Source organism: Streptomyces sp. NPDC051218, assembly GCF_044455475.1.
Classification (GTDB): Bacteria; Actinomycetota; Actinomycetes; order Streptomycetales; family Streptomycetaceae; genus Streptomyces.
Genome location: NZ_JBITEU010000003.1, coordinates 406,345 through 433,150, shown reverse-complemented (window position 1 = coordinate 433,150; position 26,806 = coordinate 406,345). Strand labels below are relative to the sequence as shown.

The 26,806-nt window shown below is 71.7% G+C and carries 23 protein-coding genes; 14 read left to right on the top strand and 9 right to left on the bottom strand.

The window, feature by feature from the left end; translation table 11 throughout:
- Window positions 1-320 precede the first annotated feature (320 nt).
- Window positions 321-1,181, top strand: a complete 861-nt coding sequence (locus tag ACIBCK_RS12890) for an aminoglycoside phosphotransferase family protein (RefSeq protein WP_399389548.1) — start codon at window positions 321-323, stop codon at window positions 1,179-1,181.
- A 42-nt stretch (window positions 1,182-1,223) separates the two neighbouring features.
- Here the strand turns inward: ACIBCK_RS12890 and ACIBCK_RS12885 are convergent, their stop codons facing one another.
- The 4 genes from ACIBCK_RS12885 to ACIBCK_RS12870 form a co-directional block, all read right to left on the bottom strand.
- Window positions 1,224-3,251: an ABC transporter permease gene (locus tag ACIBCK_RS12885; protein ID WP_399389546.1), complete on the bottom strand. Its 2,028-nt coding sequence runs from the start codon at window positions 3,249-3,251 to the stop codon at window positions 1,224-1,226.
- 228 nt (window positions 3,252-3,479) lie between these two features.
- Window positions 3,480-4,286 (bottom strand): molybdate ABC transporter substrate-binding protein, encoded by an 807-nt coding sequence (gene modA, locus ACIBCK_RS12880; protein WP_399389543.1) that lies wholly within the window; start codon window positions 4,284-4,286, stop codon window positions 3,480-3,482.
- 77 nt (window positions 4,287-4,363) lie between these two features.
- Entirely contained in the window at window positions 4,364-4,771 is a 408-nt protein-coding gene (locus ACIBCK_RS12875; protein WP_361052082.1) for a helix-turn-helix transcriptional regulator, read from the bottom strand.
- Between the two features lie 87 nt (window positions 4,772-4,858).
- The gene (locus ACIBCK_RS12870; protein ID WP_399389541.1) at window positions 4,859-5,674 is read right to left on the bottom strand and encodes an arylamine N-acetyltransferase; all 816 of its coding nucleotides are present in this window, start codon (window positions 5,672-5,674) and stop codon (window positions 4,859-4,861) included.
- 143 nt (window positions 5,675-5,817) lie between these two features.
- Between ACIBCK_RS12870 and fes the strand changes: the two genes are divergently transcribed.
- From fes to ACIBCK_RS12845, 5 genes are all read left to right on the top strand, one after another.
- Window positions 5,818-7,074, top strand: coding sequence for an enterochelin esterase (gene fes / locus ACIBCK_RS12865; protein ID WP_399389539.1), 1,257 nt, complete (start codon window positions 5,818-5,820; stop codon window positions 7,072-7,074).
- Window positions 7,075-7,192: 118 nt separating this feature from the next.
- Window positions 7,193-7,573 (top strand): cell division protein SepF, encoded by a 381-nt coding sequence (locus ACIBCK_RS12860; RefSeq protein ID WP_367045643.1) that lies wholly within the window; start codon window positions 7,193-7,195, stop codon window positions 7,571-7,573.
- 95 nt (window positions 7,574-7,668) lie between these two features.
- On the top strand, window positions 7,669-8,835 hold the full coding sequence (locus ACIBCK_RS12855; RefSeq protein WP_399389537.1) for an ATP-binding protein: 1,167 nt from the start codon (window positions 7,669-7,671) through the stop codon (window positions 8,833-8,835).
- Window positions 8,832-9,155 carry a nucleotide pyrophosphohydrolase gene (locus ACIBCK_RS12850; RefSeq protein ID WP_399389535.1) on the top strand — a complete coding sequence of 108 codons (324 nt, stop codon included), beginning with the start codon at window positions 8,832-8,834 and terminating at the stop codon, window positions 9,153-9,155. Before ACIBCK_RS12855 ends, ACIBCK_RS12850 begins: the two co-directional genes overlap by 4 nt.
- 200 nt (window positions 9,156-9,355) lie before the next feature.
- A complete protein-coding gene (locus ACIBCK_RS12845) occupies window positions 9,356-9,838 on the top strand; it encodes a DUF6099 family protein (RefSeq protein WP_399389533.1) in 483 nt (160 codons plus the stop codon).
- Between the two features lie 65 nt (window positions 9,839-9,903).
- On the opposite strand, the gene ACIBCK_RS12840 is transcribed toward ACIBCK_RS12845, so the two are convergent.
- Both ACIBCK_RS12840 and ACIBCK_RS12835 read right to left on the bottom strand, forming a co-directional pair.
- On the bottom strand, window positions 9,904-10,164 hold the full coding sequence (locus ACIBCK_RS12840) for a hypothetical protein (RefSeq protein WP_399389531.1): 261 nt from the start codon (window positions 10,162-10,164) through the stop codon (window positions 9,904-9,906).
- 336 nt (window positions 10,165-10,500) lie between these two features.
- Complete coding sequence (locus ACIBCK_RS12835; RefSeq protein ID WP_399389530.1) at window positions 10,501-11,424, bottom strand: LLM class F420-dependent oxidoreductase; 924 nt, start codon at window positions 11,422-11,424, stop codon at window positions 10,501-10,503.
- A 181-nt stretch (window positions 11,425-11,605) separates the two neighbouring features.
- Between ACIBCK_RS12835 and ACIBCK_RS12830 the strand changes: the two genes are divergently transcribed.
- From ACIBCK_RS12830 to ACIBCK_RS12805, 6 genes are all read left to right on the top strand, one after another.
- Window positions 11,606-12,061 carry a cold-shock protein gene (locus ACIBCK_RS12830; RefSeq protein WP_399389528.1) on the top strand — a complete coding sequence of 152 codons (456 nt, stop codon included), beginning with the start codon at window positions 11,606-11,608 and terminating at the stop codon, window positions 12,059-12,061.
- Between the two features lie 133 nt (window positions 12,062-12,194).
- Entirely contained in the window at window positions 12,195-13,724 is a 1,530-nt protein-coding gene (locus ACIBCK_RS12825) for a 3' terminal RNA ribose 2'-O-methyltransferase Hen1 (RefSeq protein ID WP_399389526.1), read from the top strand.
- A complete protein-coding gene (locus tag ACIBCK_RS12820) occupies window positions 13,721-16,285 on the top strand; it encodes a polynucleotide kinase-phosphatase (RefSeq protein WP_399389524.1) in 2,565 nt (854 codons plus the stop codon). Before ACIBCK_RS12825 ends, ACIBCK_RS12820 begins: the two co-directional genes overlap by 4 nt.
- A 99-nt stretch (window positions 16,286-16,384) precedes the next feature.
- Window positions 16,385-17,611 (top strand): arginine deiminase, encoded by a 1,227-nt coding sequence (locus tag ACIBCK_RS12815; RefSeq protein WP_399389522.1) that lies wholly within the window; start codon window positions 16,385-16,387, stop codon window positions 17,609-17,611.
- A 70-nt stretch (window positions 17,612-17,681) separates the two neighbouring features.
- Window positions 17,682-18,680 carry an ornithine carbamoyltransferase gene (argF, locus tag ACIBCK_RS12810; protein WP_399389520.1) on the top strand — a complete coding sequence of 333 codons (999 nt, stop codon included), beginning with the start codon at window positions 17,682-17,684 and terminating at the stop codon, window positions 18,678-18,680.
- 113 nt (window positions 18,681-18,793) lie between these two features.
- Window positions 18,794-20,239, top strand: a complete 1,446-nt coding sequence (locus ACIBCK_RS12805; protein ID WP_399389518.1) for an amino acid permease — start codon at window positions 18,794-18,796, stop codon at window positions 20,237-20,239.
- Here the strand turns inward: ACIBCK_RS12805 and ACIBCK_RS12800 are convergent.
- Entirely contained in the window at window positions 20,220-20,651 is a 432-nt protein-coding gene (locus ACIBCK_RS12800; RefSeq protein ID WP_367049336.1) for an ATP-binding protein, read from the bottom strand. The two genes, ACIBCK_RS12805 and ACIBCK_RS12800, sit on opposite strands and share 20 nt — an antisense overlap.
- A gap of 221 nt (window positions 20,652-20,872) precedes the next feature.
- On the opposite strand from ACIBCK_RS12800, the gene ACIBCK_RS12795 reads away from it, so the two are divergent.
- Window positions 20,873-21,700 (top strand): enoyl-CoA hydratase family protein, encoded by an 828-nt coding sequence (locus ACIBCK_RS12795; RefSeq protein WP_363209887.1) that lies wholly within the window; start codon window positions 20,873-20,875, stop codon window positions 21,698-21,700.
- Between the two features lie 2 nt (window positions 21,701-21,702).
- Entirely contained in the window at window positions 21,703-24,348 is a 2,646-nt protein-coding gene (locus ACIBCK_RS12790; protein ID WP_399389516.1) for a bifunctional salicylyl-CoA 5-hydroxylase/oxidoreductase, read from the top strand.
- Here ACIBCK_RS12790 and ACIBCK_RS12785 read toward each other — a convergent pair.
- The gene (locus tag ACIBCK_RS12785; protein WP_399389514.1) at window positions 24,332-25,171 is read right to left on the bottom strand and encodes a PaaX family transcriptional regulator C-terminal domain-containing protein; all 840 of its coding nucleotides are present in this window, start codon (window positions 25,169-25,171) and stop codon (window positions 24,332-24,334) included. The two genes, ACIBCK_RS12790 and ACIBCK_RS12785, sit on opposite strands and share 17 nt — an antisense overlap.
- Window positions 25,172-25,175: 4 nt before the next feature.
- Entirely contained in the window at window positions 25,176-26,798 is a 1,623-nt protein-coding gene (locus ACIBCK_RS12780) for an AMP-binding protein (protein WP_399389781.1), read from the bottom strand.
- Between the last annotated feature and the right edge of the window lie 8 nt (window positions 26,799-26,806).

Here is a 26,806-nt window from a genome sequence, read left to right as displayed (position 1 = left end):
TCCGGCGGCGGGAGCCTGGGAGCCGGCGGCCCGGGAGGCCGGCGGCTTGGGAGGCCGGCGGCTTGGGAGGCCAGCAGCCCGGCAGTCCGGAAGGCCCGCGCTCGACGGCTCGCCTCCCCGATAATTCGTTGCCAGGCACGATCGCGTGAGGTGATGATCCCCCCATGGCTCCGACTCCTCCTGCGGTCCCGACACCCCCTGGGGTGCCGAGTCCCCCTCCGGCCCAGAGTCCCCCCGCAGCCCCGTCTCCCCCTCCGGCCCCAAGTCCCCCCGAAGCCCCGTCTCCCCCCGACGGCCGTGCCGGGATTGATGTTGGGCTGGTGAAGCGTCTGGTTGCCGCGCAGTTTCCGCAGTGGCGTGATCTGTCCGTCAGGCCGGTGGAGGTTGACGGGTGGGACAACCGGACCTACCGCCTGGGTGAGGCCCTGACGGCTCGGCTGCCTACCGCCGACGGTTACGTGCCCGCCGTGGCCAAGGAGAACGAATGGCTGCCCCGGCTCGCGCCGGCCCTGCCGGTCGCCGTTCCGTCGATCATGGGCGAGGGCGTCCCGGGTGAGGGGTATCCCTACCCGTGGTCCGTGCGTGGTTGGTTGGACGGCGAGACGGCTGCTCGCGGACGCATCGACGACATGGAGCAGTTCGCGGTCTCCCTCGCCGACTTCATTCTCGCTCTCCAGCGCTGCGACACCACCGGAGGCCCACCCGCGGGCGAGCACAGCTGGTACCGAGGGGCGTCCCCGGCGTACTACGACGAGGAGACCCGGCGGTGCCTCGCCGCACTCGACGGCCGTGTCGACACGGGCAGGGCCGCGGCCGTCTGGGAAGCCGCCCTCGACGCCGAGTGGAGTGGGGAGCCGGTCTGGTTCCACGGCGACATCGCTTCGGGCAACCTCCTTGTCGCCGACGGCAAGTTGACCGCCGTCATCGACTTCGGCACATCGGGCGTCGGGGACCCGGCCTGCGATCTGGTGATCGCGTGGGGGATGTTCTCGGGCGACAGCCGGGAGACGTTCCGTCGCGCGGTCGGCCAGGACGAGGGCACCTGGGCGCGGGCCCGCGGCTGGCTGCTGTGGAAGTGCCTGCTGACCCTGACCGGGAACATCGACACCGACCCGGAGCGGGCAGCCGTCGACCAGCGGCTCATCGCCCAGGTCCTGGCCGACCACGAACGCTTCGGCTGAGGCGGAGGCTGAGGCTGAGGCGGAGTTCGGCGGGGCGAAGCCCTACGTCGGTACGACCGTCGCCTCCGTAGCCTTCACGCTGGTCCACACCGACGTCCCGTCGGTGAGGCCGAGTTCGGCCGCTGCCTGCGGAGTGATCTCGGCGACCAGGTCGGGGGCCTGGGGCGAGGTGATCAGGAGGCGGAGCCTGCTGCCGCTGGTGGTGATCTCGCGGATGGTGCCGGGCCAGACGTTGCGGGGACTGCCGGTGGGCTTGTCGCGGTGCACGGAGACCGCCTCCGGCGCGATGATCGCCAGCGCCTCCGTGCCCGGCGGGAGCGGCTCTGCGGTCACGAGGGTTCCCCCGCCGGGGAGGACCAGCCCCTCGGGTCCCGCCGTGCCGGGCCAGGCGTTGCGGCCCAGCATCCGGGCCACCCACGGAGAGCGGGGGTGCCGGGTCACCTCGGCGGGCGGCTCGTCCTGGAGGGCGAGCCCTTGGTCGAGTACGAGCACCCGGTCGGCGAGGGACACCGCTTCCACCGGGTCGTGCGTGACGATCAGGCAGACACCGCCGAAGGTGTCGAGGTGCGTGCGCAGGGTGTGGCGCACGTGGGCCCGGGTCGTCTGGTCGAGCGCGGCGAGCGGCTCGTCCAGGAGAAGCAGCCGGGGGCGGGCCGCCAACGCCCTTGCCAGCGCCACCCGTTGAGCCTGTCCGCCGGAGATCTGGGCCGGCCTGCGGTGTGCGAGATGGCCGACGCCGAGCCGGTCGAGCCACTCCTGCGCACGTCGCCGCGCCTCGGCCCGGGGAACACGCAACGCGCGCGGGCCGTACGCCGTGTTGGCGAGGGCGCTCATGTGCGGGAACAGGGCGCCGTCCTGCGGGACCCAGGCGACGTGGCGGCGGTGCGGTGGCAGCCCGGTGACGTCCGTGTCGCCGAGCCGCAGTTCGGCGTGCGCGCGCGGCGTGAGGCTGAGGAGCGCGCGCAGCAGCGTGGTCTTGCCCGCGCCGTTGGGCCCGACGACGGCGATCGTGGTGCCCGGTTCCGCGTCCAGGGTGAGCTGGTTGAATCCGGAGACCTCGGCGTGCAGGGACCAGCGCTCCGTCGAGGGCGGCGAGGGTTCGTCCGCCACCGCCTCGGGAAGCCCGAGCCCGTACGCGAGGCCGGGTCCCGGCCCACCCCCGGACCCGAACCCAGGCTGCCCACCCCCGGACTCAGCCCCACCCCCAAACGCGACCGCCTCGTCCGGCAGCCCTCCCGCGGGCCGCCGCCCCCGGCCCCTCCCGCCCGGAGCACTCATCCAGCGCCCACGCAGCGCGACGAGCACCGCCATGGCGATGGCGAGCAGCAGCAGCGACACGGACGTCGCGGCTTCGGGGGAGTCCTGGAGCAGCAGGTACACCTGGAGGGGCAGGGTCTGGGTGGTGCCGGGGAGGTTGCCCGCGAACGTGATGGTCGCGCCGAACTCGCCGAGGGCCCGCGCCCAGGTCAGAGCGGCTCCGGCGATGAGCCCGGGAGCGACCATGGGCAGCGTGACGGTACAGAACACCCGTACGGGAGAGGCCCCCAGGGACGCCGCCGTCTCCTCGTAACGGGGGCGGAGCCCGCCGAGCGCGCCTTCGAGGCTGATGACGAGGAAAGGCATCGCGACGAAGGCGGCGGCGATCACCGCGCCGGACGTGTGGAACGGCAGGGTGATCCCGAACGCGTCCTCCAGCCACGGCCCGAGCAGTCCGCGCCGCCCGAAGGCGAGCAGCAGGGCGACGCCGCCCACGGTGGGCGGAAGCACCATCGGGAGCAACACGAGGGAACGTACGACCGCCTTGCCCGGAAAGTCGACGCGGGCGAGCAGCCAGGCCAGCGGCACCCCGAGCAGCAGGGAGATCCCCAGCGCCCAGAAGGAGACGACGAGGGACAACTTCAGGGCCTGCGTGGTCCCCTCGGCGGTCAGATGGGCCCCGAGCTCGCCCCACTCCGTACGGACGAGGATCCCGAGCAGCGGCAGCATCAGGAACGCGATGGCGAGCAGCGCGGGGATCGCGAGGGCGAGCGGGGTGCGGGGGCCGGTGGTGCGGCCGCGCAGGCGTTTCATCGTGGTCCCTGGGGTGCGCGCGGGCTGGTCCGCGAGGTGAGGGGGCGTACGGGGCGTTCCGGGGGACGGCCCGGAGCACCCCGACCGGGGAGGCGGTCGGCCCCCTCACCTCGGCGTGCGGGCCACGGTTTCGCGCAGCCCGCGGGCAGGCGGGCCACGGCTCTGCGAAGCGAGCCCGCGGGGCATGCGGGCCACGGCTCTGCGAAGCCGGCCCGCGGGGCATGCGGGCTACGGCTTCTCGAAGCCCGCGTCCTTGAGGATCTTCTGCGCGGCGGGCGTCGAAAGCCACTTCACGAAGGCGTTCGCGGCCTCCGTGTGCTTCGACGTCTTCAGGGTGGCCGCGGGGTACGAGGCGATCGCGTTCCGGCCGTCGGGGATCTTGACCGCGTCGACCCTCTTGGGGGCGGCGGCGGCATCGGTCTTGTAGACGAGCCCGGCGTCGGCCTCACCCAGTTCGACCTTGCTCAGGACCGAGCGGACGTCGAGCTCCTGCGACACCGGCTTCACGTCGATCTTCTGGTCGTCCAGGATCTGCTCGCTGTAGCGGCCGACCGGCACCTCGGGCGCGGCGAGCACGACCTTCAGCTTGCTGTCCGAGAGGTCCTTCAGCTCGGCGACCTTCTTCGGGTTGCCCTCGCCGACCGCGATGACCAGGCGGTTCTTGGCGATGACGGACGGCTTCCCGGTGTCGGCCTTCAGCCCGTCCATCGTCTTGGTGTCGGCGGTGACCAGGGCATCGGCCGGGGCGCCCTGCTTGACCTGGGCGGCCAGCTGCTGGGAGCCACCGAAGGAGAAGTCGACCTTCGTCCCCGGGTTCTCCTTCTCGTACGCGGCTCCGGCGGCCTTGAACACATCGGTGAGCGAGGCGGCGGCGAGCACCATCAGGTCGGCCTTCGGGGCAGCGGCGCCCGCGGGCTTCTTGCCGCTGTCGTCCTTGCTGTCGTCGTTGCCGCAGGCTGCGAGCGGGACGAGCAGGGCGGCCGTGAGCACGGCGGCGGCGGTGCGGCGCCGGGCGGGGGTGAGAGTGAGCGACATGAGCGTGGAACTCCTTGGGAGCGGCCGGCGGCGCGGTCCGGCCCGTGGTTGCGGACCCTGGGGTGCGGACCAGGGGGTCAGGTGCGGTCGATGTGCACGCTGGTGGACTTCACGCGGGCGGTTGCCTGCATGCCGACCTCCAGGCCCAGCTCCTCCACGGCCTCCCGGGTCAGGAGCGAGACGAGCCGGTGCGGACCTGCCTGGATCTCGACCTGGGCCGCGACGTCACCGAGCTTCACGGCGGTGACGATGCCGGGGAAGGCGTTGCGGGCGGAGGTGTAGGGGACGTCGTCCTCGCCGTTGCCTCCCTGTGCCTGGCCCTGCGCGACCTCGACCGAGAAGGCGGCGAGATCGCGGCCGTCGATGAGCCGGCGCCCGCCTTCGTCCCGGTGGGTGGTGACCCGTCCGGCGTCCGCCCAGCGACGAGCGGTGTCGGGGCTGACGCCGAGCAGGCGCGCCGCCTGTCCGATGGTGTAGGACTGCATGCGCGACACGATAGGCCGCTTCACCTGGCATCTACAACACTTCTGGGTCTTTCTACGTCGCAGATGCGACCTCACTTGGAGGAAGTGTCAAGAGGTGGATTCCTCGGGGTCGCCCCCGGAGAACATGGCCTCCCGTACCTGCGGCACCCGCCCCAGAACGATGCCGAAGTGGGTGGCGTACGCGTCGAGCACCTCGGCGTCGGTGGCCAGTTCGACGCTCTCGCGCTCACCGCCCGTCGTCGTGGTGAGGGTGCGGCCGCTGAGGGTGATCCGCCCGGTCCCGGTGAGCATCGAGCAGACCAGTGACCGCGTGAAGTGGGACCGGGGCGAAGTGCGGTGCCACCAGGCGCCGGCCGTGAAGTCACCGAGGGCGCGCGGGCGCCGGTCGACCACGTACTGCCGCTTGCCGTCCCTGCTGACGTCCAGATCGCCTTCGGGGGTCTCGTCGATACGGAACGTGCCGCCGGGGTCCTGCTGGTCCCCGCGTTCGCCGAAGGTCAGGGGGAATTGGCTGTGGGTGCCGAAGCCGACGTCCGCGAGCCGGTCACCGCCGTCGGAGGTGCGCACGTGCAACGCCAGGTGGTCGTAGGGGATTCCGGGATGCCCGTCGGCGTCGTACACACGGGCCTGCAGCAAGGTGACCTCGAAGCCGAGCGCGGTGAGCAGCGCGCCGAACGCCCCGTTGAGTTCGTAGCAGAAGCCGCCGCGATGGGCGCCGACGATCTTTTCGACCAAGGATTCCTCGGTGAGTTCGATGTTCTCGCCGAGATGGATGGAGAGGTTCTCGAAGGGGACGGCGCGCAGATGCGCGATGTGCAGGTCGTGCAGGGCGCGCGTGGTGGGGGCGGCAGGACGCTCGACACCGATGCGGCGCAGGTAGGCATTCGTCTGATCAGAATCCATGGGCAGATTCTCGCCCCCGGGCGCGTCATGGGCCTGCCGCGAGTGGTGTTGACTTTTTGACTTAGGTTAGGCTTGGCTAAGTTGATGTTGTCGTGTGCTGGACCAGGAAGGCGGGGAACGATGCGGGTCCTCTTCGTGTGCGGATGACGGTCACCGCGGGGGTGCTCGCGGCCGACGCGGCGCCCCGCAGGCTCGCGGGCGCCATGCCCCGCGTCGAGCGCGTCGCAGCACGCGCCGCCGACGCCACCGAAGCCGAACGTGCCGTCATCCTGGAGGAGTTCTGGGCGGATGTCACGCGCCGCGGCACCCCCCTGGTCGAGGCGCTCGACGGCGACCCGGAGCATTGCGCCGTGACGTTCCTGTGGCGCGGCCACCGCGCCACCCGGCAGGTCCTGCTGCTCGCCGAAGGCCTCGCGGACCCTGCCGACCTCGCGGCGTCCCGGCTGAGCCCACTGCCCGGCACGGACATCTGGCACCTCACCTACCGGCTGCGCGCCGACCACCGCGGCTCGTACCGCATGGCCGCCGACATCTCGCCCGGCGAACCGCCCGCCTCGCCCGAACGCCTCCAGCGACGGCTGCTCTCCCTGTCCGCGCACGCCGCCCCCGACCCGCTCAACCACCGGCGGACTCCCGGCCGTTGGCCGGACCGCGACACCTCCGTGTTCGAGCTTCCGCAGGCGCCCGCGCGGGCATGGACCGAGCGGCGCTCCGGGGCGGCCCGGGGGAGGGTCGAGCGGCACCGGCTGCCCGCGGGGGTGCTCGGCGCCGAGCGTGACGTGTGGGCGTACCTCCCGCCGGGCGGCCGGGACGGCGAGCTGCCGGTGCTCGTGCTGAACGACGGCGACATGTGGTTCGGGCGGCTCGCCTTCCAGGACGCGCTGGACGCCCTCGTCGCCGACGGCGCGGTGCCGCCGCTCGCCGTCCTCGCCCCGGACTCCGTCGACAGGGCCACGCGCAGCCGGGAACTCGGCGCGCCCGACAGTCACGTGCCCTTCCTCGCCGACGAGCTGCTGCCGTGGGCGGCGGGCCGCTGGCCCCTCACCACCGACCCCGCGCGCACGCTCGTCGCGGGCCAGGGCCTCGGCGGACTGACCTCGCTGTACGCGGGATTCCTCCGGCCGGAACGGTTCGGCAACGTCCTGGCCCAGTCGGTACCCCTCTCCGCAGCCTCCCCCTCGCCCCCTTCGCGTATCGGTGACGGCGCGTCCCGGCCCGTCACCGTGCGCCTCGACGTCGGACTGCGCGAGGACGCGATTCTCGGCCACCACCGCGATCTGTACGAGACTCTGCGCTCGCGCGGCTGTCCGGTGACCCTGAACGAGTACAACGGCGGTCACGACTGGGCCTGTTGGCGTGCCTCCCTGGCCGAAGGGCTTGTGGGACTCCTGGGACACTGACCCGCCGGCCCTGGCACACTGGTCCGCCCGCTCCGTGTCGCTGTTGGGCTGAACGGGTGAGGTCGCGTAAGAATGAGCCAGTGCAGATATCGAGTGCGAGCCAGGACGGGGTGGAGCGTTGAACAGCCACGACGTCACCGATGAACAGTGGGAAGGGCTCGCCCAGGTCGTACCGCTGCGCAGCCGCAACGAATGGCCGTCCTGGCCAGGACACCGCGCGATGCCCGAAGCGGAGACCGAGGCGCGGCGGCGTTTTGTGGTGATGCGGGTGAACATCTTCGCGGACGCCCGCGAGGTCGCCGAGACGGTGATGGCGCAGATTCCGGTCCTGCTCGACCTGACCGGTGCGGAGACGGAAGTCGCCAAGCGCGTCCTTGACTTCAGCAGCGGCGTGGTCCTCGGCCTCGGTTGCGGAATGCACCGCGTCGACAAGAACGTCTTCCTGCTCGCGCCGCCCGGGACCGAGGTGCAGGGGCTCGTCGCGGCCGCACAGTCGTAGGCGGTGCGGGAGCCGCTCCCCGGAAATCCCTCATTCGTAGGAAGGTTACTTGGACGGAACGGTTCACCAGTTCCGTCGCCGCCTACCGTCCGGACATGACTGTGCATCTCCCGGTGGCGGGCGCCGAGCCACTGTCGGGTCCGGACCGGAGCCGCGTCACCGAGCTGCGGCTCTCGGCTTTCGCCTCGCATCGGGGCGCCGTGTTCCCGCTCGGCCCGCTGACCCTGGTCGCGGGGCCGAGCGGGAGCGGCAAGTCCACCGCGCTCGCCGCGTACGAGGCGCTGGCGCGGTTGGGCGCGGGTGAGGAACTCGTCGATGTCTTCGCCGATCCCGTGGCCTGTGTGCCCGACCGCGCACGAGGCGACGAGCAGCAGCGGCGCGGCTTTCGCATCGGTTGCACGGTCGAGGGCCCCGTCGGGGCGGTGCGGCTCGACGTCGCCGTGCAGGCCGAGCCCGAACTGCGGGTCGTGGGGGAGCGGCTGACCTTGGGCGGGCTCACGCTGCTCGAGACGGCGCTGCGCGATCCGGGGCGGCGCGCGGTGCAGGCCGCCTGGCACACGGCGGGCATGACGCCGGTCACGCGCGGACCACTGCCGGACGACCGGCTCGGCACGGCGCTGCTCCCGCTGCGCGTCGCGGGCAAGACCGAGGGGCAGCGCCTGGTGCTCGCCGCGGCCGAGCAGGTGGTCGTCGCGCTGCGCTCGGTGTTCCCGTGCGCTCCCCGGCCGGGGCTCATGCGGCTGCCCGTGCCGCCCGGACTCATCGGTGCCGGCCGCCTGTTGAGCGGCTGCGACAACCTCGCGGAGGTCCTGCTCCGTACACGGCAGGAGTGCGGCCACCGGCATGCGCGGCTCGTGGCGGCGGTGCGGGCGGGGTGCGCGGGGCCGGTCGCCGATGTGTTCGCGGAGGTGACCGACGACGGGTCGGTCCACGCGCTCATCGACCGGGGCGGCGGGGTCAGGTCGCCGGTCGGGCGGCTCGGGGACGGCGAGTTGAGATATCTGGCGCTCGCCCTGGTGCTGCTCACCGGGCCCGGTGTACTCGAGGTGGACCCGGTGGCCGAGGTGCCGTCCGCCTACCAGAGCCTGACCGTGCTCGCCGACGGCCTCGACCACTTCCTCGACCAGCGCCAGAAGCACGCACTGGCCGAACTGGCCAAGAGCACTTGCGACCGCGGTCACATCCGCCTCGTCGGGACGGTGAGCGACGCGTCGTGGGCCGCTCAGGTGGGCGGGGCCACGATGGTAGACCTTGAGGCGTGACGGAACTCGATGTAGCGGGACTGCAGCGCAGGCTGGCCGAATTCGCGGCGAAGCGGGACTGGGAGCAGTACCACACGCCGAAGAACCTGGCCGCCGCGCTCAGCGTGGAGGCCTCCGAACTCCTGGAAATCTTCCAGTGGTTGACCCCAGAGGAGTCGGCGCGGGTGATGGCCGAACCGGACTCGGCGCACCGGGTGACGGACGAGGTCGCCGACGTGCTCGCCTATCTGCTGCAGTTCTGCGAGGTGCTCGGCATCGACGCGCTGGCGGCGCTCGCCGCGAAGATCGACCGCAACGAGCAGCGCTTTCCGGCGACGTGAGTGTGTGGATCGTCCGTGAATCTCTCCGCAGCGCCTAGATCCATCACTCTCCGGAGTGGACGAGTTATCCCCACTCGATAACTTGTCCACAGATTTCCTGGTTGCTCTGGCTTTTCGTCCGACTGGCACTCACTCTGGGTAGTGGGCAGGGCAGTTCGGGCGAACGTGCGGCGGACGCGCGCGGTTGGGTGGTGGTGCGCATGGAGGCGATGCGGCTCATCGAGGCGAGCAGGCACGCTCTGGCGCGGAGCCAGGAACCGTCGGACGTCGTCGCCGAGGTGTGGCAGTCCCAGGCTCTCGCGCAGGCGATCGGCAGCCGCCTCGCGATCGCGGGGCCTCCGGAGTTACGGGGCGAGGCGCTCGGCCTGAGCGAAGGCGGGGGCAGGGGCTGCGGGGCCTTCGTGGCACCTGGCCTCGGCATGGAGGGGATGCGGGCGTCGCGGCTGACGGGCATCGGCCGGCCGTACGAGGTGCTGCGAGGCCTTGACGAACTGCTCGGCGACGTGGGCATCGCCCTCGTGGGCGTGGCCATGGGCGCGGACGACGAGGGGGTGTACTGGCAGTGCATGGAAGCGATCGACGCCGCCGACGAGTCGAGGGACCGGGTGCTCGAGATGCTGCGCAGGCTCGCGGTGCGCGAACAGAGCCTGCCCGAGCCCGACTCGGCGGCGGGGCCGCCATGATCCGGCGCTCTGACGGCGGCCGCGGACGGCCGAGTGGCACAGGCGCCGGGGGAGCGCCGGTGCCGTCAGAGGCGGGTGGGCTCGTCGTCGGCGGAGGGGCGCGGGGCAGGGGGCGCGGTGTCGCCGGCAGGGGGACGCGGGGTGGAGGCCGCGGTGCCGCCGTCCGTCGTGGACTGCTGCAGATCCGCGTCGAGCTGCGTCAGATCCGCGTTGAGCGCGGCCATCAGCTCCTCCATCTGCTGGAGCAGACCCTTGGGTGGGCCCTGCTGCTCGGGCACGGACGTCTCGCGCGCGGCCTCCTGCTCGGGTACGGCTTCCTGCGACATGGCGGCCTCCTCGGCCCTCGCCCTCGCGGTGCCGGAGGGCTGCTGATGCGAGCGACGCACCAGCAGCGGCCGCCGGCGCGGGTGCCGGGCGGTCCGGCTCCGCCCGAGCCAACGATCACCCGCGTCGGCGGGTCACTGGGGCGGAGCCACACCGGATGCCGGGTTGACGCGATTTCACCCTGCCGGGGCCGCGTGGGAGCGGCGCGGCCGGCGGAGTTGACGGGAGCGTCCGGTCCGTCGCGCCCTGGCCGGTCGCGCCCTGGCCGGTCGCGTCCGGGTCGGGTGCGCCCTGGCGCGTGTCCCGTTCGGGGTCGGTCGTGCTCGGGCGGGGCGCCGTCAGGTCAGCTGCGACATGACCTCGGAGGAGATCAGCTCCAGGTGGTCGAGATCGTCCAGGTCGAGGATCTGGAGATACATGCGCTGCGAGCCGACGGCCTGGTAGGCGGCGATCCTCTCGACGACCTCCGCCGGGGAGCCGGCGAGACCGTTCGCCTTCAGGTCCTCCACCTCGCGGCCGATCGCGTCGGCGCGGCGCTTCACCTCCGCGTCCGTCTTGCCCACGCAGGCCACCAGGGCGTTGGAGTAGGTGAGGTCGTCGCCCTTGCGGCCGATCTCCTCCGCGGCGGCGCGTACGCGCTTGAACTGCTGCTCGGTATCGGAAAGAGAGGCAAAGGGAATGTTGAACTCGCTCGCGAAGCGGGCCGCGAGGGCGGGGGTCCGCTTGGCGCCGTGGCCGCCGATGAGGACGGGCACCTTGGGCTGCGCGGGCTTGGGAAGGGCGGGGGAATCGGAGAGTTGGTAGTAGGTGCCGTCAAAGGTGAAGCTCTCGCCGACCGGGGTCTCCCACAGGCCGGTGACGATGGCGAGTTGCTCCTCCAGGCGTCCGAACTTCTCCTTCGGGAAGGGAATTCCGTACGCGGAGTGCTCCGCCTCGTACCACCCCGAGCCGAGGCCGAGCTCGATGCGGCCGCCCGACATCTGGTCGACCTGCGCCACCTGGATCGCGAGGACGCCCGGCAGTCGGAACGTGCCCGCGGTCATCAGGGTGCCGAGCCGGATCCGCCGGGTCTCACGGGCCAGTCCCGCGAGCGTGATCCAGGCGTCCGTAGGGCCGGGGAGACCGTCGGAGGAGCCCATCACGAGATAGTGGTCGGAGCGGAAGAAGGCGCTGTAGCCGAGGTCCTCGGTGGCCTTTGCGACGCGCAGGAGCGTCTCGTAGGTCGCGCCCTGCTGCGGTTCGGTGAAGATTCGAAGGTCCATGCACCCATCTTGCCCGGATGCCGGATCCACGTTCAGTCCCGCGCAGGCCGTGTTGCCGCTGCTCGCGAGCGGGCCGCGAGGAGGTGCTCGGCCGTACGGCGCCGGGGGCCGGAGGTTAGGCTTCGGCACTGACTGTCCGGGCGAGGGGCCCGGAGGTGGTGTTGAGGTTGGGGTGGTTGAGATGGTCGCAGGCAGGGTTGTCCGGTTCGACGGCGCGCGGGGGTATGGCTTCATCGCTCCCGAGGATGGTGGGGAGGACGTTTTCCTGCACGCCAACGACCTGCTGATTCCGGAGCCTTTGGTGCATACGGGAGCGCGGGTCGAGTTCGAGATCGAGGAGGGCGAGCGCGGGCCCAAGGCGTCGTCCGTCCGGCTGCCCAAGGGGGCGCAGGCGCCCACGGCGCGGCTGCCGTTCGCGGGTGGCAGGGCCGAGGTGCCTCCGTCGATCCAGGCGTCCGCTTCGGGGTTCGACGACGGGGAGGAGCCGACCTGCGATGTGCTCAGCGTCGCGGAGTACTCGTTCGAGATGACCGAGCTGCTGCTCGACGCGGCTCCGTGGATGACCGGTGAGCAGGTCAAGCAGCTGCGCGAGCAACTGGTCCAGCACGGAAAGGGCCACGGCTGGGTGGAGGGATGACGGGTCACGGGGCAGGTTCCGGGGGCAGCGAAAACCCCTGAGTGACTCGGTGATGTTCGCTGTACGGTCTAGAGGCGCGCTGGAGCCGCAACCGTAAGTTTCCGCAGTTCAGATTGCGTTTCGAGGCATACCCGTGTTCCTGACGATCAGTACCTCCGGTACCCCCGACAGCCCCGCGACCGACCTCGGTTTCCTGCTGCACAAGCATCCCGAGAACGCGCAGGCGTTCTCCACTTCCTACGGCAATGCGCACGTCTTCTACCCCGAGGCGTCCGAGGAGCGTTGCACGGCCGCGCTGCTGCTCGAGGTGGATCCCGTGGCGCTGGTGCGGCGGGGAAAGGGGAAGGGCCGGGGCGGGGCGCCCGACGCGGCGCTCGCGCAGTATGTGAACGACCGGCCCTATGCCGCTTCGTCGCTGCTCGCGGTCGCGCTGAGCGCGGTGTTCTCCAGCGCCATGCGCGGGGTGTGCAACGCGCGGCCCGAGCGGGCGCGGCGCCCGCTGCCGCTGCGCGTCGAGGTTCCCGCGCTGCCCGCGCGCGGCGGCGCGGACCTGGTGCGCAAGCTGTTCGAGCCGCTGGGCTGGACGGTCGCGGTGACGCGGATTCCGTTGGACGAACAGTTCCCGGAGTGGGGCGACTCGCGGTACGTCCACCTCGTACTCGACGTGCCGGACGGCAAGTTGACCCTGAGCGAGGCGCTTCGGCACCTCTATGTCCTCCTCCCCGTGCTCGACGACGCCAAGCACTACTGGGTGTCGCCGGACGAGGTCGACAAGCTGCTGCGCGCCGGTGAGGGCTGGCTCGCGGACCACCCGGAGCAGAAGGTCATCACCAGCCGCTATCTGGCGCGGCGCTGGTCGCTGACCCGGGAGGCCACGCAGCGCCTCGAACTGGTGCGGCTCGCCGAAGCGGACGACACGGACGTCGACGACCTCGACAACGCGGTCGACGTGGAGAGCGACACAGAGGAAAAGCCCGTGCCGCTCGCCGTGCTGCGGCGTGAGGCGATCCTCGCGGCGCTGGCCGGTGCGGGTGCCGGGCGCGTGCTCGATCTCGGTTGTGGGCAGGGCCAGTTGGTGCAGGCGCTGCTCAAGGACACGCGGTTCACCGAGATCGCTGGTGTCGATGTGTCGATGCGGGCGCTGACCATCGCGTCACGGCGGCTGAAGCTCGACCGCATGGGTGAGCGGCAGGCCGGGCGCGTCAAGCTCTTCCAGGGCTCGCTGGCGTACACGGACAAGCGGCTCAAGGGATACGACGCCGCTGTGCTCAGCGAGGTCATCGAGCACCTCGACCTGGAGCGGCTGCCCGCCCTGGAGTACGCGGTGTTCGGCTCCGCGCGCCCGCGCACGGTGCTCGTGACGACGCCGAACGTCGAGTACAACGTCCGCTGGGAGACGCTCCCCGCCGGGCACGTCCGGCACGGGGACCACCGGTTCGAGTGGACGCGCGAGGAGTTCCGCGACTGGGCCGCGCGCGTGGCCGAACGGCACGGGTACGACGTGGAGTTCGTGCCCGTCGGGGACGACGACCCCGAGGTGGGGCCGCCGACCCAGATGGCCGTGTTCACCCAGGCCGACAAGAACGAGAAGAACGACAAGAGCGAGAAGAACGAGAAGAGCGACGCGAACCTCAAGTCCGGGAAGGAGGTGCAGGCAGCATGACGCAGGAAACCGGCACCAGCACCGAAGCCATGAGCCCGGGACGCGTGCTGCCCGTCACCGATCTCTCCCTCGTCGTCCTCGTCGGCGCCACAGGCTCCGGCAAGTCCACCTTCGGCCGCACGCACTTCAAGCCCACCGAGGTGCTCTCCAGCGACTTCTGCCGCGGCCTCGTCGCCGACGACGAGAACGACCAGAGCGCGAGCCGCGACGCCTTCGACGTGCTGCACTACATCGCGGGCAAGCGCCTCGCCGCGGGCCGCCGCACCGTCGTCGACGCCACCAACGTGCAGAGCGAGAGCCGCAAGCAGCTGATCGAGCTCGCCAGGCAGTACGACGTGCTGCCCATCGCCATCGTCCTGGACGTGCCCGAGGAGGTCTGCGCCGCGCGCAACGCCGAGCGCGCCGACCGGTCCGGTATGCCCCGCCGCGTCATCCAGCGCCACCAGCGCGAACTGCGGCGCTCGCTCAAGCACTTGGAGCGTGAGGGATTCCGAAAGGTCCACGTCCTCAAGGGAGTAGAGGAGGTCGACCACGCCACCATCGTCACCGAGAAGCGCTACAACGACCTCTCGCACCTCACCGGCCCCTTCGACATCATCGGCGACATCCACGGCTGTGCCGCCGAGCTGGAGAGCCTGCTCGGCAAGCTCGGTTACGTCGACGGCACGCACCCCGAAGGGCGTACGGCCGTGTTCGTGGGCGACCTCGTCGACCGCGGCCCGGACTCCCCGGGCGTGCTGCGCCGCGTGATGTCGATGGTCGGCGACGGCTCCGCCTTGTGCGTCCCGGGCAACCACGAGAACAAGCTGGGGCGTTACCTCAAGGGCCGCAAGGTCCAGCTCACCCACGGACTCGCCGAGACCGTCGCGCAGTTGGGGGCGGAGAGCGAGGAATTCCGCGCCCGCGTGCGGGAGTTCGTGGACGGCCTCATCTCGCACTACGTCCTCGACGGCGGCAAGCTCGTCGTCTGCCACGCGGGCCTGCCCGAGAAGTACCACGGCCGTACGTCGGGCCGGGTGCGCTCGCACGCGCTGTACGGCGACACCACCGGCGAGACCGACGAGTTCGGCCTGCCGGTGCGCTACCCCTGGGCGGAGGACTACCGCGGCAGCGCCGCCGTGGTCTACGGCCACACCCCCGTGCCCACGGCGACCTGGCTGAACAACACCATCTGCCTGGACACCGGCGCGGTCTTCGGCGGCAGCCTCACCGCGCTGCGCTGGCCGGAGCGCGAACTGGTCGACGTACCGGCGGAGAAGGTCTGGTACGAGCCCGCCAAGCCGCTGCGCACGGAGGCGCCCGGCGGCCACGACGGCCGGCCGCTGGACCTGAACGACGTGCACGGCCGCCGCGCGGTGGAGACGGGGCACGCAGGCCGCGTCGCGGTGCGCGAGGAGAACGCGGCGGCGGCCCTTGAGGTCATGAGCCGGTTCGCCGTCGACCCGCGGCTGCTTCCGTACCTCCCGCCGACGATGGCGCCCACCGCGACCTCCCAGCGCGAGGGGTATCTGGAACACCCCGCCGAGGCCTTCGCGTCGTACGCCGCGGACGGTGTCGGCCGGGTCGTCTGCGAGGAGAAGCACATGGGCTCGCGCGCCGTGGCGCTGGTGTGCCGGGACGCGGACGTGGCCCGCGAGCGCTTCGGCGTGGACGGGCCGACCGGCTCGCTCTGCACCCGTACGGGACGCCCCTTCTTCGACGACGCGGAAATCTCCGAGGAGATACTCGGGCGCCTGCGCGCCGCCGTCACCGAGGCGGGTCTCTGGCAGGAGCTGGACACTGACTGGCTGCTGCTCGACGCCGAGTTGATGCCCTGGTCGCTGAAGGCTTCGGGCCTGCTCCGGTCGCAGTACGCGGCCGTGGGCGCGGCGTCCGGTGCCGTCTTCCCCGGTGCGATCGCCGCCCTGCAGGCCGCGACGGCGCGCGGCGTGGACATCGGGGGGCTCCTGGCCGGGCAGCGCGAACGAGCCGCGGACGCCGCCGCGTTCACGGACGCCTACCGCCGCTACTGCTGGCCGACCGACGGCCTGGAGGGCGTGCGTCTCGCGCCCTTCCAGATCCTGGCCGTCCAGGGCCGCAGCCTCGCCGCGCTCCCGCACGACGCACAGCTCGCCCTGATCGACCGCATGGTGGAGCACGACGGCAGCGGCCTGCTCCAGACCACCCGGCGGCTCTATGTCGACACGGGCGACGAGGCGTCGGTCCAGGCAGGCATCGACTGGTGGCTGGAGATGACGAGCCGCGGCGGCGAGGGCATGGTCGTCAAGCCGGTCGAGGCGCTGGTCCGTGACGGGAAGGGCCGGATCGTGCAGCCCGGCATCAAGTGCCGCGGTCGCGAGTACCTCCGGATCATCTACGGCCCGGAGTACACCCGCCCCGACCACCTCGACAAGCTGCGCGGCCGTTTCCTCGGCCACAAGCGCTCGCTCGCGATCCGTGAGTACGCGCTCGGCATCGAGGCCCTGGACCGGCTCGCGGCGGGCGAGCCGCTGTGGCGCGTGCACGAGGCGGTGTTCGCCGTCCTGGCCCTGGAGTCGGAGCCGGTGGACCCGCGGCTCTAGCCGAGCCGGACGGCTCGGGCAAGCCGGACGGCTCGGGCGAGGCCGACGGCTTTGGGCAACAGCGGGCGTCGGCCGCCCGGCAGGGGAAAGATGGGCTCCATGGGATTCCATGTCGACTCCGAGGCCGGGCGGCTGCGCCGCGTGATACTGCACCGCCCCGATCTGGAGCTCAAGCGGCTCACCCCGTCCAACAAGGACGCGTTGCTCTTCGACGACGTGCTGTGGGTCCGCAGGGCCCGCCAGGAACATGACGGATTCGCCGACGTGCTGCGCGACCGAGGCGTGGCCGTGCACCTCTTCGGCGATCTGCTGACCGAGGCCATGGACGTGCCCGGCGCCCGCCTCCTCGTCCTCGACCGGGTCTTCGACGAGAAGGAGTACGGCCCGCTGGCGACGGACCACCTGCGGGCCGCGTTCGAGACCATGCCGTCGGCCGAGCTCGCCGACGCGCTGATCGGCGGGATGACCAAGCGGGAGTACCTGGAGCGCCACCCCGAGCCGACGTCCGTGCGCTTCCACTGCATGGACCTGGACGACTTCCTGCTCGGCCCGCTGCCCAACCACCTCTTCACCCGCGACACCTCGGCGTGGATCTACGACGGCGTCTCCATCAACGCGATGCGCTGGCCCGCGCGACAACGCGAGACCGTGCACTTCGAGGCGATCTACCAGCACCACCCGCTCTTCCGGGCCGAGGAATTCCACATGTGGTCCCAGGGGCAGTCGGACTACCCCTCCACCATCGAGGGCGGCGACGTCCTGGTGATCGGCCGCGGCGCGGTCCTCATCGGCATGAGCGAGCGCACCACCCCGCAGGCCGTCGAGATGCTCGCGCACAAGCTCTTCGCGGCGGGCTCCGCGCAGACGATCGTGGCCCTGGACATGCCGAAGAGACGCGCGTTCATGCATCTCGACACGGTGATGACGATGGTGGACAGCGACACCTTCACGCAGTACGCGGGCCTCGGCATGCTCCGCTCGTACACCATCGAACCCGGCGTCGACGGACGGGAGTTGAAGGTCACCGACCATCCGCCCGAGCACATGCACCGGGCGATCGCGGCGGCCCTCGGGCTGAGCGGCATCCGGGTGCTCACGGCCACCCAGGACGTGCACGCGGCCGAGCGCGAGCAGTGGGACGACGGATGCAACGTGCTCGCGGTCGAGCCGGGCGTCGTCGTGGCGTACGAACGGAACTCGACCACGAACACGCATCTGCGCAAGGAAGGCATCGAGGTGATCGAGATCCTGGGCAGCGAGCTGGGGCGTGGCCGGGGCGGCCCGCGGTGCATGAGCTGCCCGGTGCAGCGGGATGCCGTCGACTGACGCCGTATATAAATGTGGGGCATCGTATAGACTTCCAGTGTCCCCGTACGCGTACCCCTGGAGCGCCATCATGGCCATCGACCTCACCGGCCGCCACTTCCTCAAGGAGCTGGACTTCACCGCCGAGGAGTTCCGCGGCCTGATCGAGCTGGCCGCCGAGCTGAAGGCGGCCAAGAAGGCGGGGACCGAGACGCGGCGTCTGGCGGGCAGGAACATCGCGCTGATCTTCGAGAAGCCCTCCACGCGGACCCGCTGCTCCTTCGAGGTCGCGGCGGCCGACCAGGGTGCTTCGACGACGTACATAGACCCGACCGGCTCGCACATCGGCGGCAAGGAGTCCGCCAAGGACACCGCACGGGTGCTCGGCCGGATGTTCGACGCCATCGAGTTCCGCGGCGCCGCCCAGGCGACGGTCGAGGAGCTCGGCGCCCACGCGGGCGTGCCGGTCTACAACGGCCTGACCGACGACTGGCACCCCACCCAGATGCTCGCCGATGTGCTCACGATGACCGAGCACAGCACCAAGCCCCTCACCGAGATGGCCTTCGCCTACCTCGGTGACGCCCGTTACAACATGGGCAACTCGTACCTGATCACCGCCGCGCTCCTCGGCATGGACGTACGCATGGTCGCGCCCAAGGCCTACTGGCCCGCCGACGAGATCGTGGCCAAGGCGCGCGAGCTCGCCGAGAGCAGCGGCGCCCGGATCACGCTCAGCGAGGACGTCGCCGAGGGCGTCGCGGGCGCCGACTTCGTCGTGACCGACGTCTGGGTCTCCATGGGCGAGCCCAAGGAGATCTGGGACGAGCGCATCGCGGCCCTCGCGCCGTACGCCGTGACCATGGACGTCCTGCGCGCCACGGGCAACGCCGACGTGAAGTTCCTGCACTGCCTGCCGGCCTTCCACGACCTGGGCACGCAGGTCGGCCGCGAGATCCACGCCCGGCACGGTCTAAGCTCTCTCGAGGTCACCGACGAGGTCTTCGAGTCGGAGCACTCCGTCGTCTTCGACGAGGCCGAGAACCGTCTGCACACGATCAAGGCGGTCCTCGTCGCCACGCTCGCCTGAACGCGTTACCGCACGCTCACACGGGTGGGGCCGGGGAACACCTTCCCCCGGCCCCGCTTTTTTTCGCGGCATACCCCCGCCGCTCCCCGCACCACCGAAATGAGAACCACCGCATGCGCCCGACCGGTCCGGCAGGACTCCGCATCAAGTCCCCCGAACTCCTCGTCGCCGAATCGGGCGCCGACCTCGAAGGCCATGGTCTGAAGCGCACCATGGGCCTGTTCCAGCTGGTGTGCTTCGGCGTCGGCGCGATCGTCGGCACCGGCATCTTCGTCGGCCTGTCCGACAGCGTCGCCGAGGCGGGCCCCGCGGTCGCCGTCTCGTACTTCCTTGCCGCCGTCACCTGCATCTTCACCGCCTTCTCGTTCGCCGAGCTCGGCGGCGCGATCCCCGTCTCCGGCAGCTCGTACTCCTTCGCGTACGCCTCGCTCGGCGAGCGCACCGCGTTCCTCGTCGGGTGGTGCCTGCTCCTGGAGTACGGCGTCTCCGTCTCCGCGGTGGCGGTCGGCTGGAGCCAGTACCTGAACGAGCTGCTCGAAAGCCTCACCGGCTGGCATCTGCCCGACGCGCTCTCCGCGGGGCCCGGCGAGGGCGGCGTCGTCAACCTGCCCGCCGTCGTGGTGATCCTGCTGGCCGCCGTGCTGCTCGTGCGGGGCATCCGAGAGAGCGCGCGGGCCACGGCCGCCATGGCCATCCTCAAGATCGGGATCCTGCTGTTCTTCCTCGCGATCGCGTTCACCGCGTACGAGGCCGGCCACCTCAGCCCCTTCGCGGGCGCCGGAGCCTCCGGCATCACCGCGGGCGCCTCGCTCGCCTTCTTCTCGTTCATCGGCTTCGACGCGATCACCACGGCGGGCGAAGAGGTCAAGAACCCCCGGCGCAACATCCCCATCGCCATCCTGATCTGCATCGGCGTCGCCACGCTCCTGTACGTCGCCGTCGCCCTCGGAGCGATCGGCGCGCTGGGCGCGGACGCGGTCGCCGACAAGCCCGCCGCGCTCTCGCTGGTCGTCGACCAGGTCACCGACTCGTCGGTCGGCGGCGGCATCATCGCCTTCGGCGCCGTCGTGGCCATCGCGTCCGTCGTGCTGGCCGTGATGTACGGACAGACCCGCATCCTGATGTCGATGTCCCGCGACGGGCTCATCCCGCGCGTCTTCGAGCGCGTCTCGCCGAAGACGTCGACGCCGGTGGCCAACACCTGGATCGTCGCCGCGGTCTTCGCCGTCCCCGCCGCCTTCTCGTCGCTCGACGTGGTGGTCAACCTGACGACGATCGGCACGCTGGCGATCATGGTCGTGGTGAACGTCGCGGTGCTCGCGCTGCGCCGCTCGGCGCCGGAGCTCAAGCGCACCTTCCGCGTGCCGCTGTATCCGCTGAGCCCGATCCTGGGCGTGGGCTTCTGCCTCTATCTGATCTGGGGCACGGGCTGGACGACGTGGGTGCAGTTCGCGGTGTTCCTGATCGTCGGCTCGCTGGTGTACGCGCTGTACGGGCGCCGTCACTCACGGCTCGGCAAGGCTGCCGACGCCGATTCGGCTACGCCGCGGGAAGCGTGAACCAGACCGCCTTGCCGGAGTCGGTCGGGCGGTGACCACAGGACGAGCTGAGGGTGCGGATCAGGAGCAGGCCGCGCCCGTGTTCCTGCCAGGGGTCCGGTTCGCTCATCGGCGCCGGGTTGCTGAGGTTGCCGGGCGGCAGCGGGTTCGAGTCGTGGACCTCGACCTGGCAGCCGGTCGGCAGGAGCTCGATGACGAGCTCTATCGGGTCCTGCCCCGAGGTGTGCTCCACCGCGTTGGCCACCAGCTCGGCCGTGAGCAGCTCGGCGGTATCGCTGTCGGCGGAGGACTCGATCTCCGCGAGCGCGGTACGCACGAGCGCGCGGGCGATCGGTACAGCCGCAGCGGTGTGCGGCAGCGCGATGCGCCACGAGGCAGGAGCGGGTGGTTCGTGCAAGGCGGGTCCGTTCAGGGCAGCAGGCGATCCTGCTTTCAACCGTACGAATCTTAAGCGCTATGTCGACAGGGTCGACGGTCGGGCTTGTCGAGGACGTCCGGCCCTTGAGTCCGTCACCTTTATCGCGTGCTCGTGACGGTGGTCACGGATGAGTGATAACTTCGAATACGGAGAGCACTCCACGCTGTAGCAAGAGGTGGACCGCCGCCGCCCCGACCGAGGAGGCCGCAAGTCGTATGAGTCCCTTCACCGGCTCCGCCCCCCGCACCCCCGACTGGCAGCACCTGCGCTTCGAGGTGGACGACGGGGTCGCCACGGTCACCCTCGCCCGCCCCGACAAACTGAACGCGCTCACCTTCGGCGCCTACGCCGACCTGCGCGATCTCCTGGCCGAGCTGTCCCGCGACAAGTCCGTACGCGCCCTGGTGCTCGGCGGGGAGGGGCGCGGCTTCTGCTCGGGCGGTGACGTCGACGAGATCATCGGCGCGACCCTCGGCATGGACACCGCCCAGCTGCTCGACTTCAACCGCATGACGGGCCAGGTCGTACGGGCCATCCGCGAGTGCCCCTTCCCGGTGGTCACCGCCGTGCACGGGGTGGCCGCCGGCGCGGGAGCCGTGCTCGCCCTCGCCTCGGACTTCCGGGTGGCGGACCCCTCGGCGCGGTTCTCGTTCCTCTTCACGCGGGTCGGCCTTTCGGGCGGTGACATGGGGGCGGCGTATCTCCTGCCCCGCGTCGTCGGGCTCGGCCACGCCACCCGCATCCTGATGCTGGGCGACCCGGTGCGTGCCCCGGAGGCCGAACGGATCGGCCTGATCAGCGAGTTGACGGACGAGGGCAAGGCCCCGGAGGCCGCGCAGGCCCTGGCCCGCCGCCTCGCCGACGGCCCCGCGCTCGCGTACGCGCAGACGAAGGCGCTGCTGACCTCCGAACTGGACATGCCGCTCGCCGCCGCCGTGGAGCTGGACGCGGCGACGCAGGCCCTCCTGATGACCGGCGAGGACTACAAGGAATTCCACGCGGCGTTCACGGAGAAGCGCCCGCCCAAGTGGCAGGGGCGCTGACGATGAGTGAGCCACGAGGGAGCGGTCTGCCGACACCGATCGAGGGCCCGCCCCCCGGCGAGCGGCCAGCGGCCGCCGGGCGGCCCGCGCCCGGCGAGGCATCCGCGCCCGGCGAGCGGCCCGTGCCCGTCGAACCGCCCGCGCCCGAACCACCCGTGCCCGCCGAAGCGCCCGCGCCCGGCGAAGCGCCCGCGCCCGTCGGACCGCCCGTGCCCGTCGGACCGCCCGTGCCCGTCGGACCGCCCGTATCCGTCGAAGCGACCGCGCCCGCCGCCCGGTCCGCGCACGGCCGGCCGGGCAGATCCGCCCAGGCAGCCGGGGCCGCCCGGAGGCCCACACCCCCCACGCTGCCCGAGGCGCACCGCATCGCCGTCATTGGTGGCGGTCCCGGCGGGCTCTATGCCGCTGCCCTGCTCAAGCGGCTCGATCCGGAGCGGGAGATCACCGTCTGGGAGCGCAACGCCCCGGACGATACCTTCGGCTTCGGCGTCGTCCTTTCGGACGAGACGCTCGGCGGCATCGAGCACGCCGACCCCGTCGTGTACGCCGCGCTCCAGGCAGAGTTCGTGCGCTGGGACGACATCGACATCGTGCACCGGGGAAGCCGCCACACCTCGGGCGGGCACGGCTTCGCGGCGCTCGGGCGGCGCAGGCTGCTCGGTATCCTGCACGAGCGGTGCCGACAGCTCGGCGTCGACCTGCGTTTCCGCACCGAGGCGCCACCCGCCGACGAGCTCTCGGCCGCGTACGACCTGGTGATCGCGGCGGACGGCGTGCACAGTCTCACGCGCGAGGCGCACGCCGAGGCCTTCGGGCCGCGCATCGAGACGCACCGCTGCCGCTACATCTGGCTCGCCGCAGACTTCGCCTTCGAGGCCTTCCGCTTCGAGATCGCCGAGACCGAGCACGGCGTGATGCAGCTGCACGGCTATCCGTTCTCCACGGCGGGAGGCGGCGAGTCCACCGGGCAGTCCACCGTCATCGTCGAGATGCGCGAAGAGGTGTGGGAGGCGGCCGGGTTCGCGGAGCTCGACGAGCGTGACGCGACCGAGCGCTGCGCCAAGATCTTCGCCGACGCACTCGGCGGCAGGACCCTGCGCGGCAACAAGTCCGCCTGGATCAACTTCCGCACCGTCGTCAACAAGCGCTGGTCGCACGGCAATACGGTGCTGCTCGGCGACGCCGCCCACACCGCCCACTTCTCCATCGGCTCCGGCACCAAGCTCGCCGTCGAGGACGCCCTCGCGCTCGCCGCCTGCCTTCAGGAGCAGCCCGGCATCCCCGAGGCACTCGCCGCGTACGAGACGGAGCGCCGTCCCGTCGTCGAGTCCACGCAGCGTGCGGCCCGCGCGAGCCTGGAGTGGTTCGAGCGGCTCCCGGACCATCTCGGCCAGCCACCACGCCAGTTCGCCTTCAACCTCCTCACCCGCAGCCGCCGCGTCACCCACGACAACCTCCGCCTGCGCGACGCCCACTTCACCGAATCCGTCGAGCGTGAATTCGGCTGCCCGGACGGTACGCCGCCGATGTTCACGCCCTTCCGCCTGCGCGACCTCACCCTGCGCAACCGCGTGGTCGTGTCGCCCATGGACATGTACTCCGCCGTGGACGGCGTCCCCGGTGACTTCCACCTCGTCCACCTGGGGGCGCGGGCGCTCGGCGGCGCGGGCCTGGTCATGACCGAGATGGTGTGCGTCAGCGAGCGCGGCCGCATCACACCGGGCTGCGCCGGGCTCTACACCGACGGGCAGGCCGACGCCTGGCGCCGGATCACCGACTTCGTGCACGCGCAGGCGCCGGGCACCGCGATCGGCGTCCAGCTCGGCCACTCGGGCCGCAAGGGCTCGACGAAGCTGATGTGGGAGGGCATCGACGAACCCCTCGACGAGGGCAACTGGCCGCTGGTGGCCCCCTCGCCGCTCCCGTACAAGGAGAACAGCCGGCGCCCGCACGAACTGGACCGGGCCGGGCTCGACGCCATCCGCGAGCAGTTCGTCTCCGCCGCACGGCGGGCCGAGCGCGGCGGGTTCGACCTCCTCGAACTGCACTGCGCGCACGGCTATCTGCTCTCCGGGTTCCTCTCGCCGCTGACCAATCACCGGACGGACGCGTACGGCGGCTCGCTGGAGAACCGGCTGCGCTTCCCCCTCGAAGTGTTCGACGCGATCAGGGAGTTGTGGCCGGAGGGCAAACCCATGTCGGTCCGCATCTCGGCCACCGACTGGGCCGACGGCGGCACGACCGCGGACGACGCCGTCGAGATCGCCCGCGCCTTCGCCGCGCACGGCGCCGACGCGATCGACGTCTCCACGGGCCAGGTCGTCTCCGACGAGCGCCCCGCGTACGGCCGCTCCTACCAGACCCCGTTCGCCGACCGCATCCGCAACGAAACCGGCGTCCCCGTCCTCACGGTCGGCGCCATCTCCTCCTGGGACGACGTCAACTCGCTGATCCTGGCGGGCCGTACGGACCTGTGCGCGCTGGCCCGCCCGCATCTGTACGACCCGAACTGGACGCTGCACGCCGCGGCCGAGCAGGGTTACGCAGGACCGGGTGTCGCCTGGCCCCAGCAGTACCGCGCGGGCAGCCGCCGCCCGCAGACGGGACGCACGGACGCACCCAAGCCCCGCCTCACGCTGGGGAGTTGACGCCTCCGGAGCCCTCCGGTGTCACGAACCCCGCCCCCGCGACCCGCAGCCGCCCGTCCAGTGCCGCGAAGACCTCGGCGGACCGGTCTCCGGGCCACCCCTCCGGGAGGAGCTCTCCCGGCAGCCCGGGGTCGGCGTACGGCAGTCGGCGCCAGGAGTCCAGGGCGAGGAGATAGTCGCGGTACGCCTCTTCCGGCGGGGTGTCCGTCCGCCGCTGCCAGGCCCTGAGCACCGGCTCGTGGCGGACGAGGAACGCCTCGTGCTCCTTGGCGATGGAGGACAGGTCCCACCAGCGGGCCACCGCGTCCGCCGTAGCCGCGAAGCCCAGGTGCTCGCCCCGGAACAGGTCGACGTACGAGGCGAGTTGGAGCCGCTCCAGGGTGTGCCGGGTCTCCTCGTACAGGTGCGCCGGGGCGATCCACACCCCCGGGGCGGCCGTCCCGAAGCCGAGTCCGGCCAGGCGTGAGCGCAGCACGTGCCGCTTCTGCCGCTCCGACTCCGGCACGGAGAAGACGGCGAGCACCCAGCCGCCGCCCTGTCGCGCGGCCGGGGGAGAGGCGTAGATACGCCGGTCGCCGTCCTCCAGGAGCTGGCGCGCGTCCGGCGAGAGGGCGTACCCCGCCGCGCCCGCCGCCGTCCGCGCGGGGACGAGGAGGCCGCGCCGCTTGAGCCGGGACACGGACGAGCGCACGGACGGGGCGTCCACGCCGACCGGGGCGAGGAGCCTGACGAGCTCGGCGACGGGCACCGGGCCGGGGGCCGCGCGCCCGTAGGCGCCGTAGAAGGTGACGATCAGGGACCGTGGAGTGTGCTGCTCGGACACGTGATCACTCTACGGGGCCCGGCTCCCGCAGCCGGAACCGTTGCAGCTTGCCTGTCGCGGTGCGCGGCAGCGCGTCCAGATAGACGATCTCGCGCGGGCACTTGTACGGCACCAGCTCGCCCTTCACGAACGCGCGCAGCCGGTCCGGGTCCCGTTCCGTTCCCGCGCGCGGGACGACGTACGCGACGACTGTCTGGCCGCGCAGCTCGTCGGGGCGCCCCACGACGGCCGTTTCCAGGATGTCGGGGTGGCGCATGAGCGCCTCTTCGACCTCCGGGCCCGCGATGTTGTACCCGGCCGAGATGATCATGTCGTCCGCGCGGGCCACGTAGGTGAAGTAGCCGTCGGCGTCGCGGACATAGGTGTCGCCCGTGACGTTCCAGCCGTGGCGCACGTACTGGAGCTGCCGCTCGTCGCCCAGGTACCGGCAGCCGACGGGGCCGCGCACGGCGAGCAGGCCGGGCTCGCCGTCCGGCACCGGCGCCCCCGAGTCGTCGACCACGCGCGCGTGCCACCCCGGAACGGGCCGGCCCGTGGTGCCGGGCCTGATCTCCTCATCGGCGGCGGAGATGAAGATGTGGAGCAGCTCGGTCGCCCCGATGCCGTTGATGATGCGGTGCCCGGTGCGCTCGTGCCAGGCCTGCCAGGTGGCCGCGGGAAGGTTCTCGCCCGCGGAGACGCACCGCCGCAGCGAGGAGACGCCGGGCGCGCCCGGCGTGCCCAGCTCGTCGAGCATCGTGCGGTAGGCGGTCGGCGCGGTGAAGAGCACCGTCACGCCGTGCTCGGCGATCGCGGGCAACAGCTGCTTCGGGCCCGCCTGTTCGAGCAGGAGCGAGGAGGCGCCGACCCGCAGCGGGAAGATGACGAGACCGCCGAGCCCGAAGGTGAAACCGAGCGGAGGGCTGCCCGCGAACACGTCGTCGGGCCCCGGCTTCAGGACATGACGGCCGAAGGTGTCGGCGATGGCGAGCACGTCACGGTGGAAGTGCATGCACCCCTTGGGGCGGCCCGTGGTGCCGGACGTGAAGGCGATGAGGGCGACGTCGTCGGCGGAGGTGGCGACGGGTTCGTAGACGTCGGGCTGCCGGGCGGCGCGCGCGAGGAGGTCGTCGTCCGCGTCCCCGCCGAAGGTGGTGACACCGAGCCCGGGAATCCCGGCCTTGATCAGGTCGTCCACGGCGCGGGCGTCGCACAGCGCGTGGCGGACCTCGGCGATCTCACAGATCGTGGTCAGCTCGTTCGGGCGCTGCTGGGCCAGGACGGTGACCGCGACGGCGCCCGCCTTCATCACCGCGAGCCAGCAGGCCGCGAGCCAGGGGGTGGTGGGGCCGCGCAGCAGGACGCGCTGACCGGGCCGTACACCGAGCTCGCCGGTCAGGACGTGCGCGATCCGGTCGACGTGCCGCTGCAGCTCGCCGTACGTCCACACCTCGCCGGAGCCCGCACGGAACGCGGGCCGGTCGCCGCCGAGCCGCTCCACCGTCCGGTCGAGGAGCTCGGCGCCGCAGTTGAGGCGATCGGCGTAGTGCAGTTCGGGCCGGTCGTGGACGAACGCGGGCCACTGCTCCGGCGGCGGGAGATGATCCCGGGCGAAGGTGTCCACGTGAGCCGATGGGTGGAGTCGCAGTGCACTCT

What these genes read in the sequence shown, in the direction of transcription:
- ACIBCK_RS12840 (WP_399389531.1), bottom strand. Translation starts at nt 10,164, where the DNA reads ATGTCGCAGGAAGCCGTACCCGAGCAGGAGGCCGCGCGCGAGACGTCC.
- ACIBCK_RS12790 (WP_399389516.1), top strand. Translation starts at nt 21,703, where the DNA reads ATGAGTGAGCCACGAGGGAGCGGTCTGCCGACACCGATCGAGGGCCCG.
- ACIBCK_RS12830 (WP_399389528.1), top strand. Translation starts at nt 11,606, where the DNA reads ATGGTCGCAGGCAGGGTTGTCCGGTTCGACGGCGCGCGGGGGTATGGC.
- ACIBCK_RS12855 (WP_399389537.1), top strand. Translation starts at nt 7,669, where the DNA reads ATGACTGTGCATCTCCCGGTGGCGGGCGCCGAGCCACTGTCGGGTCCG.
- argF (WP_399389520.1), top strand. Translation starts at nt 17,682, where the DNA reads ATGGCCATCGACCTCACCGGCCGCCACTTCCTCAAGGAGCTGGACTTC.
- ACIBCK_RS12795 (WP_363209887.1), top strand. Translation starts at nt 20,873, where the DNA reads ATGAGTCCCTTCACCGGCTCCGCCCCCCGCACCCCCGACTGGCAGCAC.
- ACIBCK_RS12835 (WP_399389530.1), bottom strand. Translation starts at nt 11,424, where the DNA reads ATGGACCTTCGAATCTTCACCGAACCGCAGCAGGGCGCGACCTACGAG.
- ACIBCK_RS12805 (WP_399389518.1), top strand. Translation starts at nt 18,794, where the DNA reads ATGCGCCCGACCGGTCCGGCAGGACTCCGCATCAAGTCCCCCGAACTC.
- ACIBCK_RS12885 (WP_399389546.1), bottom strand. Translation starts at nt 3,251, where the DNA reads ATGAAACGCCTGCGCGGCCGCACCACCGGCCCCCGCACCCCGCTCGCC.
- modA (WP_399389543.1), bottom strand. Translation starts at nt 4,286, where the DNA reads ATGTCGCTCACTCTCACCCCCGCCCGGCGCCGCACCGCCGCCGCCGTG.
- ACIBCK_RS12875 (WP_361052082.1), bottom strand. Translation starts at nt 4,771, where the DNA reads ATGCAGTCCTACACCATCGGACAGGCGGCGCGCCTGCTCGGCGTCAGC.
- fes (WP_399389539.1), top strand. Translation starts at nt 5,818, where the DNA reads ATGACGGTCACCGCGGGGGTGCTCGCGGCCGACGCGGCGCCCCGCAGG.
- ACIBCK_RS12845 (WP_399389533.1), top strand. Translation starts at nt 9,356, where the DNA reads ATGGAGGCGATGCGGCTCATCGAGGCGAGCAGGCACGCTCTGGCGCGG.
- ACIBCK_RS12815 (WP_399389522.1), top strand. Translation starts at nt 16,385, where the DNA reads ATGGGATTCCATGTCGACTCCGAGGCCGGGCGGCTGCGCCGCGTGATA.
- ACIBCK_RS12820 (WP_399389524.1), top strand. Translation starts at nt 13,721, where the DNA reads ATGACGCAGGAAACCGGCACCAGCACCGAAGCCATGAGCCCGGGACGC.
- ACIBCK_RS12870 (WP_399389541.1), bottom strand. Translation starts at nt 5,674, where the DNA reads ATGGATTCTGATCAGACGAATGCCTACCTGCGCCGCATCGGTGTCGAG.